The sequence below is a fragment of the Pseudomonas sp. PICF6 genome, from assembly GCF_009831705.1.
Taxonomy (GTDB): Bacteria; Pseudomonadota; Gammaproteobacteria; order Pseudomonadales; family Pseudomonadaceae; genus Aquipseudomonas; species Aquipseudomonas rhizophila.
On record NZ_WUUD01000027.1, the window covers coordinates 25,667 to 41,204 of the forward strand.

19 protein-coding genes are annotated in these 15,538 nt (G+C 61.1%); 8 read left to right on the plus strand and 11 right to left on the minus strand.

The genetic code is table 11. The annotated features are described in order from the left end of the window. The 3 genes from GSM73_RS18925 to GSM73_RS18935 form a co-directional block, all read right to left on the minus strand. Positions 1-408 (minus strand): SOS response-associated peptidase (locus GSM73_RS18925; protein WP_256676975.1); only part of this gene is annotated, 408 nt, incomplete at its 3' end. A gap of 35 nt (positions 409-443) precedes the next feature. Then, a complete protein-coding gene (locus tag GSM73_RS18930; protein WP_014340166.1) occupies positions 444-704 on the minus strand; it encodes a putative signal transducing protein in 261 nt (86 codons plus the stop codon). 12 nt (positions 705-716) lie between these two features. Further along, on the minus strand, positions 717-899 hold the full coding sequence (locus tag GSM73_RS18935; protein ID WP_047229423.1) for a CPXCG motif-containing cysteine-rich protein: 183 nt from the start codon (positions 897-899) through the stop codon (positions 717-719). Between the two features lie 139 nt (positions 900-1,038). Between GSM73_RS18935 and GSM73_RS18940 the strand changes: the two genes are divergently transcribed. Beyond that, positions 1,039-2,205: a 1-acyl-sn-glycerol-3-phosphate acyltransferase gene (locus GSM73_RS18940; RefSeq protein WP_160893514.1), complete on the plus strand. Its 1,167-nt coding sequence runs from the start codon at positions 1,039-1,041 to the stop codon at positions 2,203-2,205. 99 nt (positions 2,206-2,304) lie between these two features. Here GSM73_RS18940 and GSM73_RS18945 read toward each other — a convergent pair whose 3' ends face one another. After that, on the minus strand, positions 2,305-2,586 hold the full coding sequence (locus GSM73_RS18945; RefSeq protein ID WP_047229421.1) for a hypothetical protein: 282 nt from the start codon (positions 2,584-2,586) through the stop codon (positions 2,305-2,307). A 332-nt stretch (positions 2,587-2,918) separates the two neighbouring features. On the opposite strand from GSM73_RS18945, the gene GSM73_RS18950 reads away from it, so the two are divergent. Then, positions 2,919-3,125 carry a hypothetical protein gene (locus GSM73_RS18950; RefSeq protein ID WP_047229420.1) on the plus strand — a complete coding sequence of 69 codons (207 nt, stop codon included), beginning with the start codon at positions 2,919-2,921 and terminating at the stop codon, positions 3,123-3,125. A gap of 129 nt (positions 3,126-3,254) precedes the next feature. Here the strand turns inward: GSM73_RS18950 and GSM73_RS18955 are convergent, their stop codons facing one another. Continuing rightward, positions 3,255-3,839 carry a YajG family lipoprotein gene (locus tag GSM73_RS18955; RefSeq protein ID WP_047229419.1) on the minus strand — a complete coding sequence of 195 codons (585 nt, stop codon included), beginning with the start codon at positions 3,837-3,839 and terminating at the stop codon, positions 3,255-3,257. A gap of 205 nt (positions 3,840-4,044) precedes the next feature. Between GSM73_RS18955 and GSM73_RS18960 the strand changes: the two genes are divergently transcribed. Together GSM73_RS18960 and mqo are read left to right on the plus strand one after the other, a co-directional pair. Then, a complete protein-coding gene (locus tag GSM73_RS18960) occupies positions 4,045-4,278 on the plus strand; it encodes a hypothetical protein (protein WP_047229418.1) in 234 nt (77 codons plus the stop codon). A gap of 737 nt (positions 4,279-5,015) precedes the next feature. After that, positions 5,016-6,524, plus strand: a complete 1,509-nt coding sequence (gene mqo, locus GSM73_RS18965) for a malate dehydrogenase (quinone) (protein WP_047229417.1) — start codon at positions 5,016-5,018, stop codon at positions 6,522-6,524. Between the two features lie 117 nt (positions 6,525-6,641). On the opposite strand, the gene GSM73_RS18970 is transcribed toward mqo, so the two are convergent. Next, positions 6,642-6,929, minus strand: a complete 288-nt coding sequence (locus GSM73_RS18970) for a PA4642 family protein (RefSeq protein WP_047229416.1) — start codon at positions 6,927-6,929, stop codon at positions 6,642-6,644. Between the two features lie 63 nt (positions 6,930-6,992). Beyond that, positions 6,993-7,478, minus strand: coding sequence for a hypothetical protein (locus tag GSM73_RS18975; protein WP_047229415.1), 486 nt, complete (start codon positions 7,476-7,478; stop codon positions 6,993-6,995). Between the two features lie 319 nt (positions 7,479-7,797). Between GSM73_RS18975 and dauA the strand changes: the two genes are divergently transcribed. After that, positions 7,798-9,537 carry a C4-dicarboxylic acid transporter DauA gene (dauA, locus tag GSM73_RS18980; protein WP_047229414.1) on the plus strand — a complete coding sequence of 580 codons (1,740 nt, stop codon included), beginning with the start codon at positions 7,798-7,800 and terminating at the stop codon, positions 9,535-9,537. 128 nt (positions 9,538-9,665) lie between these two features. Here the strand turns inward: dauA and GSM73_RS18985 are convergent, their stop codons facing one another. Next, positions 9,666-10,139, minus strand: a complete 474-nt coding sequence (locus tag GSM73_RS18985) for a WbuC family cupin fold metalloprotein (RefSeq protein WP_160893516.1) — start codon at positions 10,137-10,139, stop codon at positions 9,666-9,668. 3 nt (positions 10,140-10,142) lie between these two features. Further along, positions 10,143-10,700, minus strand: a complete 558-nt coding sequence (locus GSM73_RS18990) for a hypoxanthine-guanine phosphoribosyltransferase (protein WP_047229412.1) — start codon at positions 10,698-10,700, stop codon at positions 10,143-10,145. A gap of 175 nt (positions 10,701-10,875) precedes the next feature. On the opposite strand from GSM73_RS18990, the gene upp reads away from it, so the two are divergent. Continuing rightward, a complete protein-coding gene (gene upp / locus GSM73_RS18995; RefSeq protein WP_030138594.1) occupies positions 10,876-11,514 on the plus strand; it encodes a uracil phosphoribosyltransferase in 639 nt (212 codons plus the stop codon). A gap of 2 nt (positions 11,515-11,516) precedes the next feature. Further along, positions 11,517-12,791, plus strand: a complete 1,275-nt coding sequence (locus GSM73_RS19000) for a uracil-xanthine permease family protein (RefSeq protein WP_160893518.1) — start codon at positions 11,517-11,519, stop codon at positions 12,789-12,791. Positions 12,792-12,920: 129 nt separating this feature from the next. Here GSM73_RS19000 and hemH read toward each other — a convergent pair whose 3' ends face one another. Continuing rightward, the gene (hemH, locus tag GSM73_RS19005; protein ID WP_160893520.1) at positions 12,921-13,946 is read right to left on the minus strand and encodes a ferrochelatase; all 1,026 of its coding nucleotides are present in this window, start codon (positions 13,944-13,946) and stop codon (positions 12,921-12,923) included. A gap of 13 nt (positions 13,947-13,959) precedes the next feature. Beyond that, entirely contained in the window at positions 13,960-14,859 is a 900-nt protein-coding gene (locus GSM73_RS19010; RefSeq protein ID WP_047229409.1) for a TIGR01777 family oxidoreductase, read from the minus strand. 196 nt (positions 14,860-15,055) lie between these two features. On the opposite strand from GSM73_RS19010, the gene GSM73_RS27575 reads away from it, so the two are divergent. After that, positions 15,056-15,538 (plus strand): NAD(P)/FAD-dependent oxidoreductase (locus GSM73_RS27575; protein WP_256676976.1); only part of this gene is annotated, 483 nt, incomplete at its 3' end.

The following is a 15,538-nucleotide window of genomic DNA, read 5'->3' on the forward strand; positions in this document are numbered from 1 at the left end:
CCACACCTGTTCCTGCACGGGATAGGCTTCCCAGATCGCGGCGAAAAACAACGAAGAGCCCTCACCCGGCGTCAACCAGTAAGGGCGTTTGCGCGTGCCACCGCGCCATTCATAGAAGCCGTTGGCCGGCAGCAGGCAACGGCGCAGGCGCAGGGCCTCACGAAACATCGGCTGCTCGGCCACGGTTTCGGCCCGGGCGTGGGCCGGGGTACGGGACAGGTCGGTCAGCCAGGGCGGCGTGAGGCCCCAGCGGGCCCGGGCCAGTTCGCGCTGCCCCTCAGCGCCGGCGCGCAGCATCAGCACCGAATCGTTGGGCGAAATATTCCACTGGGCCTTCTGGTCGGCGGGGAAGCCGGGCAAGGCCGCAAAGGCGGGGTTCCAGCGAAACAGGGCATAACGTCCACACATGGGGCAACACGACTCTTGATCAAACGGTCGCCAGCCTAACAGACCAATGTGCCGGGGTAACTGTCCGGCTCATCGCCGGGCAATGGCAGCGCGGCATTGTAGGCGGCGATCAGCTCCCGGGCGTATTGCGCCTGGTCGTCCTCCACCGCCAGTCCCAGCAGGCCATACATCGGCAACTCGCCGGCGCCGCCCACCAGGTCACGGCCCACCAGGTGGGCGGTGATGCCTTCGCTGGCGAGCATGCCCTGGAGCAGTTCGCCTTCCATCAGGTTTTCCAGCTCGTAGATTCGCTGCATGGACGTCCCCCATCATTCGTTTTCACTGAAGACTTCCAGATGCCACTCTTCATCATGGACCTGCAGGACAAATGTTATCGGTCGGCAACAGACCTGACAGTCCTCGATATAGGTCTGATCACCGCCGGACAGGTCCACCAGCGTTTCCACTTCCTCACCACAATACGGACATTCATACGGAGCGGTTTCCAGCATCGCGGTCTCCCAGGTGACTTGTGCGTATAATCGCCGGTCTATTTGCAGGGCTATTTTTGTCTGGCGGATCTTCCAGGCCGTGCCCTGTCGGTTTTTCGATCGAACCTTTACTTACCCTAGCCGTTTCCTACAAGAGAGCATGATGGGCGAATTCGATGCCATCCGACCTTACGACGACAGCGAAGTCCCAGCGGTGCTGGCACGGCTGCTCGGCGACAAGGCGTTTCTAGATATCCTCACCCACTTCCGCTTCCCACGCCTGGCCGGGGCTTTCGGCTGGATGCTCAAGCCTCTTATAGCGCAAAGGTTGCGTCGTGAGTTCGCCGGCGTGACATCGGTCGCCACTTTGCAGGACAAAGTGGAATTCTATGTCGACCACACGATCGAGCGTGCCACCGATGGCGTGACCTACACCGGGGTGGAGCAATTCAAATCCGGTAGCGCGTACCTGTTCATCGCCAACCACCGCGACATCGTGATGGACCCGGCCTTCGTCAACTACGCCGTGTACCATGCCGGCTTGCCGACGCCACGCATCGCCATCGGCGACAACCTGCTGCAGAAGCCCTTTGTCAGCGATCTGATGCGCCTGAACAAAAGCTTCATCGTGCACCGCTCCATCACCGGACGGCGGGAAAAAATGGCCGCGTACCAGTTGCTCTCGGCCTATATCAATCACTCGATCCGCAACGACTGCGCCTCGATCTGGATTGCCCAGGCCGAGGGCCGGGCCAAGGACGGTGACGACCGCACCGAATCGGCGATCCTCAAGATGTTCCACATGAGCCGCAAGGACGAACCCTTCGGCGAGGTCATCCAGTCGCTGAACCTCACGCCGGTGTCCATCAGCTACGAATACGACCCGTGCGACCAGGCCAAGGCCCGCGAGCTGTACATCCGCGCCAACACCGGCACCTACACCAAGGCACCGGGCGAAGACGACGTGAGCATCGCCAAGGGCATTACCGGCTACAAGGGGCGGGTCCACGTGAACTTCGCCGCGCCGATCACCGAGCTGTTCGAGGACACCAAGCAACTGGCCCAGGAAATGGACCGGCAGATTCTCGGCGGCTACCGCCTGTTCCCGGTGCATTACCTGGCTTACGCCCAATGGGCCGACGCCGACCCGCAGTTGCAGGTTCCGACAGCGGCCCAGGTATTCGGCGCCGATGAACTGGCCAAGGCCCAGGAAGAATGGCAGCGCCGGCTGGACGCTTGCCCGCCGGAGCACCGCCCATTCCTGGTGCTGCAATACGCGACACCGGTGCGTAATCAGTATCGGGTCAAGGCGGGATTGGCGCTTTAAGCGACGCCTGTCAAAAAGATCGCAGCCTTCGCCAGCGCCTACATGAATCGATTGTTCATCTTGTAGGCGCTGGCGAAGGCTGCGATCTTTTTTTATCCATCAGAACTGGGTGCTGACCCACGACACCAGCAGTGCCAGGCCCAGGCAGGCAAAGCCGAAACGGTAGAAAAACCGGTTCATGCGCTGGGTCGCCAGGTCCAGCAAGGCTTCGAATCGCTCGTCGCCGTCGCTCTTGCGCGCCTCAAGGCAGGCCCGCGCCCGTTGTTCACGGCGGCGCGTGGCATGCAGCACCCAACCGCCCGGGCAGGCAAACAACAATGCGAGCAGGTTGATCAGTTTGGCGGGGTGAGCAGCGAACAACGAAAACAAATGCAGCGACATCACAAACCTCAAGCAATAAACGGACAGGACGCGCCCGGGACCTACGAACGGCGTGAATTCTACCGAAAGCGCCCTCGCCTACTGCACTTTTTCCGACCAATAACGATCAGTTGGGGCGATGGCGCGCAGACTTTGTGGCGAGGGGATTTATCCCCGCTCGAGTGCGCAGCGCTCGCAAACGCTTAAGCAAGGCAGACGTCCCAGGGGCCGCTTCGCGACCCAGCGGGGATAAATCCCCTCGCCACAGGTTCAATCCGGCTAATTCCAGGCGTCACGGTTTCGTCATCTGAATAGGCCACCCTGTCGCCCTTCAAACCTGCCCGGAACCCACCATGCTCCACGCCGAAAACCAGGATCGTCTCTATCTCATCAGCCCGAGCGACGAACAACAGAACCTCGTCGGCAGCCTGTCCTTCAACGTACAGGATCGGCATTGGCTGGTGTATTGCGCCCTTGGCGGCCATCAACACGCCGACCTTCCGGAGACCGATCTGCTGACTGGGATCAGCGTGCTGGAGCTGTATTCCCAGGCTGCATGAAGGTTTCTTGCTTGCAAAAAAACTGTGGGAGCGAGCCTGCTCGCGATAGCGGAGTGTCAGTCACCTCAATGTTGACTGATCCGCCATCGCGAGCAGGCTCGCTCCCACAGGGGTTACGGAACGTCCTACTTACTCAGCCAGCACCTGACCAATGGTCGGGTCCTTGAACAGGCGTGTCAGGGCGTCGCTCAACACGTCGCTGACCAGCTTGGTGTTGGTGTCCTGGTTAGGCGCCATGCCGAAGCGCTGGTCCAGCGAGGCGCCGTAACGACCGCTGTAACGACGATTGGCGTTCTGCACCTCGGAGCGGAAGGTCGCGCCGATGGTGGCTTCGGTCACATACATACCTTCCTTGGGCGACTGGTACTTCAACTCGGCCAGGGTGACGGTCAGTTGCGGTGCATTCATCGCGTTGGCGGTAGGGGTGAAGCCCAGCAAACGTACCGCCGCTTCGGCCTGGGCCTGCAGCTTGGGCAAAATCTGCGCGCCCTGCACCGTGATCACACTGGTTTCCGGGTACAGCCCGCCGCGGGTGCCGAGGGTCGGCGACGGACGACCGTCCACCACCCGTACCACCACCGGCTGGCCGCGGCCCACGGGCGCCAGCTGGGCGTTGAGCTTGGGCTCCGGGTTAAGTTGTTGCGGGCTGTGGGCGCAGCCGACGAGGGCCAGACTGGTCACAGCGATCAAACCGAACAACAGGCGTTGCAACATGCTCTTCTCTCCAGAATCGGGCACAAACAGGCCCGCAGTATAGCGGTGCGCCATGGCGGTGAACTAGCGCTGCACGATGAATACTCAAATGTCTGACACTCCATGGGAAAACCGGTTCGTGTCATGCCATTGTCATGATCCTTACACCGGCATGTCATGGCCTCCTGTCAGCCTTGGCACAAGCTCCCCGACACGGTGTCCGACCATGCGTTTTCTCATTTCCCTGTTCACCCCGCGCCCACAGCACCGCTGCTTCGCCCTGCTGGACCGCAACGGCCGTTGCCAGGCATTCAAGCAATGCAACCTGCAGCCCATGGGTGAAGGTTGGGTGGAAATCGAAGAGATTCGCTTGAACTGGCTGCACCAGCCATTGCCCGCCAGCGCCCGCGTGCAAACCCTTGGCGCTCGCCCACGCAACCGTCAACTGTTGGCCGTCTGACCGGATGGCTAATAAAAGTCATTAAACACGACCATTTCCCTGCGTTTCTTCGATACAATCTGCCCCCGATTATAAGGACGTCTCCTGATCGGGCCTCGCAACACCGCTAATGCGCTTGTATTGGCACCCCGCACCGCCCACAGAGAGCCGCCCACACAGATCGAGTGAAGCTGGCGCGCTTGCTGTTTTTCAAGCAAATCACCACTTTTCGCGAATCTGCAGAGCTGTCATTACGCTCGGTCACTGAGCTGTCTGCCCGTTTTGCCTGTCATGTATTACATGGGGGCAAACCAAACCGGGCGCGGTGCCAGGCTGGGACAGCCCTTTTTTGAGGTTCACGTCTTCAAAAGAGCGTGAAAAAACGGGTTTTCACAACTTCACGAGAGTGTGGCGAGCAAATGAATAGTTTTGCGTCTGAACAAGCACCATTAGCGTCTGAAACAGCCCAACGACACAGGACCGCCTATCGTTCAAGAACCGGCGCCTGAAGCCTGTCCGCTACGGATTTGGTTGCACGAACGGATGTCTCGGCCATAAGTCGAATTGCCTGCCCGGCGCTTAAATGAGTTCATGGGACTCTGAGGCCAGGCTGCATGCATCCGCAGTAGTTGCGAAAAATTGCGAAGATTCGGACATGGCGATCCTGGCCATGGATACCTGGGGCGCAACTGACCTGCCCCGCCACTCCTGGCCGCCATGCCGACAATTTGGTGCTGCAGATTTTGGAGACGCGTTAAATGGCGCATAACGAAGCAGTCGATGTAGTTCTGGTAGGGGCCGGCATCATGAGTGCCACCCTGGCCGTGCTGCTCAAGGAACTCGACCCCGCGATCTCGCTGGAAGTCGTCGAGTTGATGGATTCCGGTGCCGCGGAGAGTTCCAACCCGTGGAACAACGCCGGCACCGGCCACGCCGGGCTGTGTGAGCTGAACTACACGCCCCAGGCGGCCGATGGCAGTGTCGACATCAAGAAAGCCGTGCACATCAACACCCAGTTCGAGGTGTCGAAGCAGTTCTGGACGTACCTGACCAAAAAAGGCACGTTCGGCTCATCCAAATCCTTCATTGCCCCCGTCCCGCACCTGAGCTTCGTGCAGGGTGAAAAAGGCGTGTCGTTCCTGAAAAAGCGCTTTGAACTGATGCGCCAGCATCACGCCTTCGCTGACATGGAATACACCGAGGACAAGGCCGTGATGGCCGAGTGGATGCCGCTGATGATGCCGGGCCGGCCAGCTGACGAAGTCATCGCCGCCACCCGCGTCATGAACGGCACCGACGTCAACTTCGGCGCCCTGACCAACCAGTTGCTCAAGCACCTGACCAGCGCCCCGGACACCCAGGTCAAGTATTGCAAGCGCGTCACCGGCCTCAAGCGCAACGGCGCGGGCTGGACCGTCAGCATCAAGGACGTCAATTCCGGCAGCAGCCGTGACGTCGATGCCAAGTTTGTCTTCCTGGGCGCCGGTGGTGCGGCATTGCCGCTGCTGCAAGCGTCGGGCATCGAAGAAAGCAAAGGCTTCGGTGGCTTCCCGGTCAGCGGCCAGTGGCTGCGTTGCGACAACCCGGAAGTGGTCAAGCATCACCAGGCCAAGGTCTACAGCCAGGCCGCCGTGGGCTCGCCACCGATGTCCGTGCCGCACCTGGACACCCGCGTGGTCGATGGCAAGAAATCCCTGCTGTTCGGGCCATACGCCGGTTTCACCACCAAGTTCCTCAAGCATGGTTCGCTCATGGATCTGCCGCTGTCGGTACGTGCCGGCAACATCGGCCCGATGCTGGCCGTGGCCCGGGACAACATGGACCTGACCAAGTACCTGATCAGCGAAGTGATGCAGTCCATGGAGCAGCGCCTGGAATCCCTGCGTCGCTTCTATCCCGAGGCGAAAGCCGAGGACTGGCGCCTGGAAGTGGCCGGCCAACGGGTTCAGATCATCAAGAAAGACCCGAAGAAAGGCGGTGTCCTGCAGTTCGGCACCGAACTGGTGGCGGCCAAGGACGGCACCCTCGCCGCCTTGCTCGGCGCCTCGCCCGGTGCTTCGGTGACCGTCTCGATCATGCTGGACCTGATCGAGCGCTGCTTCCCGGACAAAGCCAAGGGAGAATGGGCGAGCAAACTCGCTGAGATCTTCCCGGCGCGGGAAAAAGTGCTGGAAACCGACGCGGCGCTGTATCGCAAGGTCAATGCGCAGAACAACGTCGCCCTGGAACTGGTTGAAGAAAGCAGCGAGACACCCAGCTTCGCTTGATTCTGCCGGATAAAAAAACGCCCCGTTCTTTCTGAGAACGGGGCGTTTTTTTATGGGAGAAGCTGTCGTGGCGAGAGGGCTTGCTCCCGCTGGCCTGCGAGGCAGGCCGCTTAGTAATCAGCCACGAGCCTTGTTGATCAACTCGATGTACTCCTCGGCATTACGCTGGTCCTGGATCAGCGCCACGAAATCGTTGCCATGCTCATCCTTGCCATTGAGGTCGTAGCCGGCCTCGACGAAAAACGTCAGAAAGCGCTCGAAGTCGTCGACCCGCAGGCCACGGTAGGCCTTGATCAGTTTGTGCAGCGACGGCGAAGTGGCATCGACCGGATCGAAATTGAGGAACAGCTTGATCTGCTCATCGCCAATCTCGTCACCAATCACTTGTTTCTTGTCTTTACGCATTGCCGGGCTCCAGCTCGCACAGTTCACGGGGGCGGGCAGTTTACCCCCGGCAGGCCTCGGGGCTCAACGCGGGCGTACAGCACCGGTGTGCAGGTCGGCCCAGATATGGCCGTTGGCGTAGCTGAGGAACTGCACGTACACCGTGTCGCTGCGCAGCAGATCGATCACCACTTGATACTGGGCCTGTGGATAAGACAGGGTCAGAGTCTTGCTCGCCTCGTCGAAGGCAGGTTTTTTCAGGCTTTTGCTTTCGCCATCGAAGTTCAAGATCACCTGGTTGAGGGTGGCGCCTTTGTTCAGGGGTTTACCTTTGAGGCGCACCAGCAACGGCGATGTAACCGGTATCGGTTGCTGGTTGGACTGACGCTGATTGCCCAGCACCACCGAATACTCGGTGACCTGGAGCAATTGCTGGTGTTCGGGTTGCTCCTGACGTACCGCCAGATCGTCGGGGGGCAGAAATTGACTGTGCATCGGTGCGCCAACGGCCGCCCACGACAGGCTGGACATCAGCAGCAGAGCGGCGCAGCGGCGGGTCAGTACACTCATGACAGGCTCCAGGATCTTGGCCCGGCACTCTAGCATGAGCCCAGGCGGTAAAAATAACGATCCAGGTCAATACATCCGCGCCACGAGCACGGCATACTCAAGGAGCCATCAGCCCTCGCATCACATGATGCCCCTTGTGGCGAGGGGATTTATCCCCGCTGGGCTGCGAAGCAGACCTAAACCGGATACTCGGTGAATCAGACAGATCACCCAACCCGACGGGGGCTGCTATGCAGCCCAACGGGGATAAATCCCCTCGCCACTGGTTAGGTGTTTGCCGGGTATTTGGTATTTGCCCCGCTCATTTCGTGGAGTGCCCATGTCCTTCTCCGCCCCACCGATATTCGCCGCTTGGCGCCAAACCTGGCGCGCCGGTTACACCCTTGAGCGCCTGCGCGGCGATCTGGTGGCCGGGCTGACCGTCGGCATCATTGCCATCCCCTTGGCCATGGCCCTGGCAATCGCCGTCGGCGTGCCGCCGCAGCATGGCTTGTACACGGTGCTAGTGGCCGCCCCCCTGATCGCCCTCACCGGCGGCTCGCGCTTCAACGTGAGCGGGCCGACAGCGGCGTTCGTGGTGATCCTGCTGCCCATTACCCAGCAATACGGCCTGGGCGGCCTGCTGCTGTGCACGATGCTGGCGGGCATGATCCTGATAGCGCTGGGCCTGATGCGGGCCGGGCGGCTGATCCAGTACATTCCTTATCCGGTCGTTCTCGGTTTTACCGCTGGGATCGGCGTGGTCATTGCCACCCTGCAACTCAAAGACCTGTTGGGCCTGACCACTGTCGGCAACGCCGAGCATTACATCGAGCAATTGGGCGCCTTGATCACGGCGCTGCCCAGCGCCCGGCTCGGCGACGGCCTTATCGGCCTCATCTGCCTGGCGGTATTGATTGTCTGGCCGCGCTGGGTGCCGCGTGTTCCGGGACATCTGGTCGCCCTGTTGGTGGGTGCGCTGTTGGGGCTGGCGCTGGAAAGCGGCGGCTGGCAAATCGCGACATTGGGCGAACGTTTCAGCTACGTGGTCGACGGCATCAGTTACCCCGGCATCCCGCCATTTTTGCCGAGTTTCGACTGGCCTTGGAATCTCCCGGACAATCAGGGCCGCTCCTTGGAACTGTCCTACGATCTGATCCGCCAATTGCTCGGGCCTGCCTTTGCCATCGCCATGCTCGGTGCCATTGAGTCGCTGTTGTGCGCGGTGGTGGCCGACGGCATGACCGGCAGTAAACACGACCCCAACGCCGAACTGATCGGCCAGGGCCTGGGCAATCTGGTGGCGCCACTGTTCGGCGGCATCACTGCCACGGCGGCGATTGCCCGCAGCGCCACCAATGTGCGCAGCGGCGCGTTTTCGCCATTGGCCGCGATCATTCACAGCCTCGTGGTATTGGGGGCGATTGTGCTGCTGGCGCCGTTGTTCAGCTATCTGCCCATGGCAGCGCTGGCGGCATTGCTGGTGATGGTGGCCTGGAACATGAGCGAAGCCGGACACGTGCTGCACACCTTGCGTATCGCCCCACGCAGTGACGTGCTGGTGCTACTGACCTGCCTGAGCCTGACCGTACTGTTCGACATGGTCCTGGCCGTCGCCGTCGGCCTGCTGCTGGCCGCCGGGCTGTTCATCAAACGCATGAGCGAGCTGACGGACACCGCCGAACTGCCGCGCCATTTCCATCAGGCCCTGCTGGAGATGCCCGAGCACGTCCGCTGCTACGCCATTCGCGGACCGCTGTTTTTCGGCGCGGCAGAAAAGGCCCTGGATGTGCTGCGCAAATTCGATCCGGGGATTCGGGTGATGGTGGTGGAAATGAGCGCCGTGCCGATGTTGGACATGACTGCGCTGGCGGCTTTTGAAAGCATCCTCAAGGACTACCGCAAGCAGGGCATCGGCCTGATTCTGGTGGCAACCGCGCCACGGGTACGCCTGAAGTTGCGCCGCGCCGGCATCCATCGCGAGCAGCGCCAACTGGCGTATGTGCAGACCCTGGAGCAGGCACGGGCCAAAAGCGAAAAATGGCTCGCCGGTAGCGCTGCACACTCGAGCCCGGCCTGATTGATCTGTTACCACGCAGCTGTTTGTGGCGAGGGAGCTTGCTCCCGCTTGGGTGCGTAGCATCCACCTGCAATTGGGGCTGCTGCGCAGCCCAGCGGGAGCAAGCTCCCTCGCCACAGAAGCACCGCTCAGTCGAACTGAGCGCGCATCCAGGCCTGGTACTGCGCCATCCCCGCCTCGCCTTCGCGGGGCGCCCAGGGGGCCAGTTCGCCATCGCCCACCGGGCGGTAAGGCCCGGCCTTGCACTCGAACATCAGGCTGTCGGCTTCCAGCGCCACTAAACCGTGGTACACGCCCGCCGGCAGGTCGACACCGAGGCAATCGCCACCGGCCTGCAGGATACGCTTGTCCACCACCGTCCCGGTTTCATCAAAGATCAACACACCGAGCCGGCCCTTGAGCACCAGCAAGGTTTCAGCCTTGTCGGCGCTCAGGTGGCGATGCGGCGGGATGTAAGTGGACGGCTGCAAGCCAACCGCCATGCGATGGCAAGGCTCGTCCATCTGATGAAAATTGTGGTGTTGGCGCCCGCGAGGACTGGCCGTGGCTTTCTCGGCCAGTTCGTTGAACAGCGCTTGATCCAGAAAGCCCGGCCGGTTCATCGATTACATTCCTTTGACGGCGAAAATACCGTTGGCATTGCGCCAGTAACCTTTGTAGTCCATGCCGTAGCCGAAGATGTAGCGGTCAATGCACGGCAGGCCGACGAAATCGGCTTTCAGGTCCGGACGAGCCTTGCGGTCATGGTCCTTGTCGATCAGCACGGCGGTGTGCACGGCGCGGGCACCGGCGTGTTTGCAGAAGTCGATGATGGCGCCCAGGGTGTGACCTTCGTCGAGGATGTCGTCGATGATCAGCACGTCACGGTCGATGAACGAAACTTCCGGCTTGGCTTTCCAGAACAGGTCGCCACCGCTGGTTTCGTTGCGGTAACGGGTGGCGTGCAGATAGGACGCTTCCAGCGGGAAGTTCAGGTAGGTCAGCAGTTTGCCGGAGAAAATCAGCCCACCGTTCATGACGCAGAACACCACCGGGTTGGAATCGGCCAACTGGTCGTTGATTTGCGCGCCGACACGGGCGATGGCCGCTTCGACTTCGGCTTCGGTGTACAGGCAGTCAGCCTCTCGCATGATTTGACGGATATGCTCGAGATCAGCGGACATGGCGCTCTCCAGGGGAGGTTGGGGGAGGGACGGGTTCGGAAAAGCGGGCAAAGGTACGCATCCCGCCCGGCCAGATCAAGCGTTTGTGGACTAACGTTCTGTATTGTCTATAGGACAACACCCTCGGATAGATTAATCTAGGCCGGTTTTTTTGCCCGCCGCCGGAGCTTTCCCCATGCCCATCCTCGAGATCCGCCACCCGCTGATCAGACATAAACTCGGCCTGATGCGCCGCGCCGACATTAGCACGAAGAACTTCCGCGAACTTGCCCAGGAAGTCGGTGCACTGCTCACCTACGAAGCCACCAAGGACCTGCCGCTGGAGTCCTATGAAATCGACGGTTGGGCCGGCACGGTCCAGGTGGAAAAAATCGCCGGCAAGAAAATCACCGTGGTGCCGATCCTGCGTGCCGGCATCGGCATGCTCGAAGGCGTGCTGAGCCTGATCCCGGGCGCCAAAGTCAGCGCCGTGGGTGTGGCCCGCAACGAGCAGACCCTGCAGGCGCACACCTACCTGGAAAAACTGGTGCCGGAAATCGACGAGCGCCTGGCAATGATCATCGATCCGATGCTCGCCACCGGCAGCTCCATGGTCGCCACCATCGACCTGCTGAAAAAAGCCGGTTGCCGTGACATCCGCGCCATGGTGCTGGTGGCGGCCCCCGAAGGCATCAAGGCCGTGGAAGACGCTCACCCCGATGTCACCATCTACACCGCTTCCATCGACCAGAAACTCAACGAACATGGCTACATCATCCCGGGCCTGGGCGATGCCGGCGACAAGATCTTCGGTACCAAGCAGAAGGACGCTTGAGCATGCAGGATGAGTTCAACGATCCGCTCTGGCGCCAGGTCTTATCCGGCGCGCAGATGCTGTTCGTCGCCTTCGGCGCGCTGGTACTGATGCCGCTGATCACCGGGCTGGACCCGAACGTAGCGCTGTTCACCGCAGGCCTGGGAACAATCCTGTTCCAGATCGTCACCGGGCGTCAGGTGCCGGTGTTCCTGGCATCGAGCTTTGCCTTCATCACCCCGATCATTCTCGCCAAGGGCCAGTTCGGCCTGGCCGCGACCATGGGCGGGGTGATGGCGGCCGGTTTCGTCTACACCTTCCTGGGCCTGGCGGTGAAGGTCAAGGGCACCGGATTTATCGACCGCTTGCTGCCGCCGGTGGTGATTGGGCCGGTGATCATTTCCATCGGCCTGGCCATGGCACCGATTGCCGCCAACATGGCCATGGGCAAGGCCGGCGACGGTACCGAGCTGATTGCCTACCAGACGGCGATGCTGATCTCGATGCCGGCGCTGCTCACCACCCTGATCGTCGCGGTGTTCGGTAAAGGCATTTTCCGCCTGGTGCCGATCATTTCCGGCGTGCTGGTGGGCTTTGCCATGGCGTTTTATTTTGGGGTGGTGGACACCGCCAAAATCGCCGCCGCGCCGTGGTTCGCCCTGCCGAACTTCACCGCGCCGGAGTTCAACTGGCAAGCGATCCTGTTCATCGTGCCGGTGGCTTTGGCGCCAGCCATCGAGCACATCGGTGGGGTCATCGCCGTGGGCAGCGTGACCGGTCGCGACTACCTGAAAAAACCCGGCCTGCACCGCACCCTGCTCGGCGATGGCATCGCCACCACGGCAGCCGGCCTGTTCGGCGGCCCGCCCAACACCACCTACGCCGAAGTCACTGGCGCGGTGATGCTGACCAAAAACTACAATCCGAAAATCATGACCTGGGCGGCGATCTTCGCCATCAGCCTGGCGTTCATCGGCAAGTTCGGCGCGCTGCTGCAAAGCATCCCAGTGCCGGTGATGGGCGGGATCCTGTGCCTGTTGTTCGGTTCGATCGCGGCGGTGGGCATGAACACGCTGATCCGCCACAAGATCGACCTGAGCGAAGCGCGCAACCTGGTGATCGTTTCGGTGACGCTGGTGTTTGGTATCGGCGGTGTGCTGGTAGGCACCGGCACCGGCCCGGACGACTTCGGCCTCAAAGGCATCGCGCTGTGCGCGGTGGTGGCGATCGCCCTGAACCTGATGCTGCCGGGCAATGACGGCTGGAAGCAGAAGAAGGCGGATGAGCCGCTGATCTGACTCAAGCTTGAAGTTTTGTGCTGCCAGTCAGATAGCTATCGCGAGCAGGCTCGCTCCCACATCAGCGGATCTTTGAACACTCGAGATCCATTGTGGGAGCGAGCCTGCTCGCGATTGGGCCCTTGAATTTTACAAAGCGATCGGTGCCCGCTCGCACAGGGTGCTCAACGCCTGCGCCCATTGCACATCATCATTGAGACACGGCACCAGCACTAACTCCTCCCCGCCCGCCTCACGAAATTGCTCGCGCCCGCGATCACCGATTTCTTCCAGGGTTTCGATGCAGTCGGCCACGAACGCCGGGCACATCACCAGCACTTTCTTCACGCCACTTTTAGCCAGTTCATCCAGGCGCGCTTCGGTGTAGGGTTCGATCCACTTGGCACGCCCCAGTCGCGACTGGAACGACACCGACCATTGGCCATCCTTGAGCCCCATGCGCTGGGCGAACAGGTCGGCGGTGCGAATGCATTGCGCGCGGTAACACGTAGCCATGACCTCAGGCGGCGCATTTTTGCAGCAGTCGGCGTCCTTGAAGCAATGGAAACCCGTGGGGTCGAGCTTGGTCAGGTGCCGCTCGGGCAAACCATGGAAGCTCAACAGCAGATGGTCGTAATCCTGCATCAGATACGGCTTGGCGCTGGCAACCAGGGCGTCGAGGTATTCCGGCTGATCGTAGAACGGCTGGAGAATCGAGAACTGCACATCGAGCTTCTTCTCGCGCACCACCCGCTTGGTTTCTTCGATCACCGTGGTGACTGTGCTGTCGGCAAATTGCGGATACAACGGCGCCAGCGTGATCTTCTTGTGGCCCTGGCTTGCCAGGCGCACCAGGGTCGACTCAATGGACGGCTCGCCATAACGCATCGCCAACTCAACCGGCCCCTGGGTCCATTGCGCAGTCATGGCTTGTTGCAAGCGACGGCTGAGCACCACCAGCGGCGAGCCCTCGTCCCACCAGATCGACGCATAGGCATGGGCCGATTGCTCGGGGCGCTTGATCAGGATCAGCGACACCAGCAAGCGCCGCACCGGCCACGGCAGGTCGATGACGTAGGGATCCATCAAAAACTGATTGAGGTAGCGGCGCACATCGGCCACCGAAGTAGAAGCAGGCGAACCCAGATTCACCAGAAGCAACGCGTGATCGGTCATGCAACGTCCTATTTCAAAGGCGGTCCGACAAATCGTCGAGAGCCGCATGCAAATCAGTGAACCGGAAAGTGAAACCCGCCGCCTGCAATCGGGCCGGCGTTGCGCGCTGGCCGCCCAGCAACAGCAATGACAATTCTCCCAATGCGACCTTCAGCGCCAGTTCCGGCATCGGCACCACGGCCGGCCGATGCAGCACGTGCCCCAGGGCCTTGGCAAAATCGCGGTTGCGCACCGGGTTCGGCGCGCAGGCATTATAAGGACCGCTGGCCTCATCGCGGTGCAGAAGAAAATCAATCAGAGCGATTTGATCGGCAATGTGAATCCACGGCATCCACTGCCGGCCATTGCCAATACGCCCGCCCAACCCCAGTTTGAACGGCAGCAGCAGCCGCGACAAAAAGCCGCCCTCGGCCGACAGGACCAGACCGGTGCGAACCAGTACCACCCGTATGCCCATGGCCTCGGCGCGCTGCGCGGTTTCCTCCCAGGCGATGCACAACTGGCTGGCGAAGTCCTCGCTCACCGGTCCCGAGTCCTCGGTCAGCTCACGCTCGCCGCCGTCGCCGTACCACCCCACCGCGGAACCGGAAATCAATACCCCGGGTTTGTGTTCGCTACGCTCCAGCCAAGCCAACAACGCTTCTGTCAGGGTGATGCGACTGCTCCACAACAACTTCTTGCGTTTATGGCTCCAGGGTCGATCCGCAATCGGTGCCCCCGCGAGGTTGACCACCGCATCCACGGGCTCGGCAATCTCCTCGAGCCGGGCGACACCCCGCACTTGCGCGCCGCAGATCTTCGCCACGTCTTCGGGGCGACGACTCCACACCGTCAAGCGATGGCCCTGCGCCAACCAGTGGCGGCAGAGCTGACGTCCGATCAAACCAGTACCGCCGGTCAGCAATATGTGCATGAAGTGTTCCTCGCATCGCGTTTTACCCAGCCCATTAGTCTATTTTTATAAGCAGGGATTTTTCGTATCAGGCAGGGTCTGTGTTTAACAATAGGTCACCCTGTCAAAACGCGAACGGTAAAACTTATACCAAAAACCCTAATTGTACAGGTTTAAACGACGGCGTAGTCTGTACAGAAAGGTAAACGAGGCCCTCATGACTGTACCTATCGCAATCATCGGCACCGGCATCGCCGGACTTTCAGCCGCCCAGGCCCTGACGGAGGCCGGGCATGTCGTTCAACTCTTCGATAAAAGCCATGGCAGCGGCGGACGCATGTCCAGCAAGCGCAGTGATGCCGGCGCACTGGACATGGGCGCACAGTATTTCACCGCCCGCGATCGCCGCTTCGTGATGGAAGTCCAGCGTTGGCAAGCCCAGGGCTGGGCGGCGGAATGGACACCTCAGCTTTATCATTTCAAGGATGGGCAACTGAGCCCGTCGCCGGATGAGCAGACCCGCTGGGTCGGCACTCCGCGCATGAGCGCCATCACCCGCGCCTTGCTTGGCGAGTTGCAGGTGCAGTTCTCCTGCCGCATCACTGAGGTGTACCGCGGTCAGGAGCATTGGCACTTGCAGGACGCGGAAGGTTTCACCCACGGCCCCTTCGGCCAGGTGGTGATTGCTACGCCCGCGCCC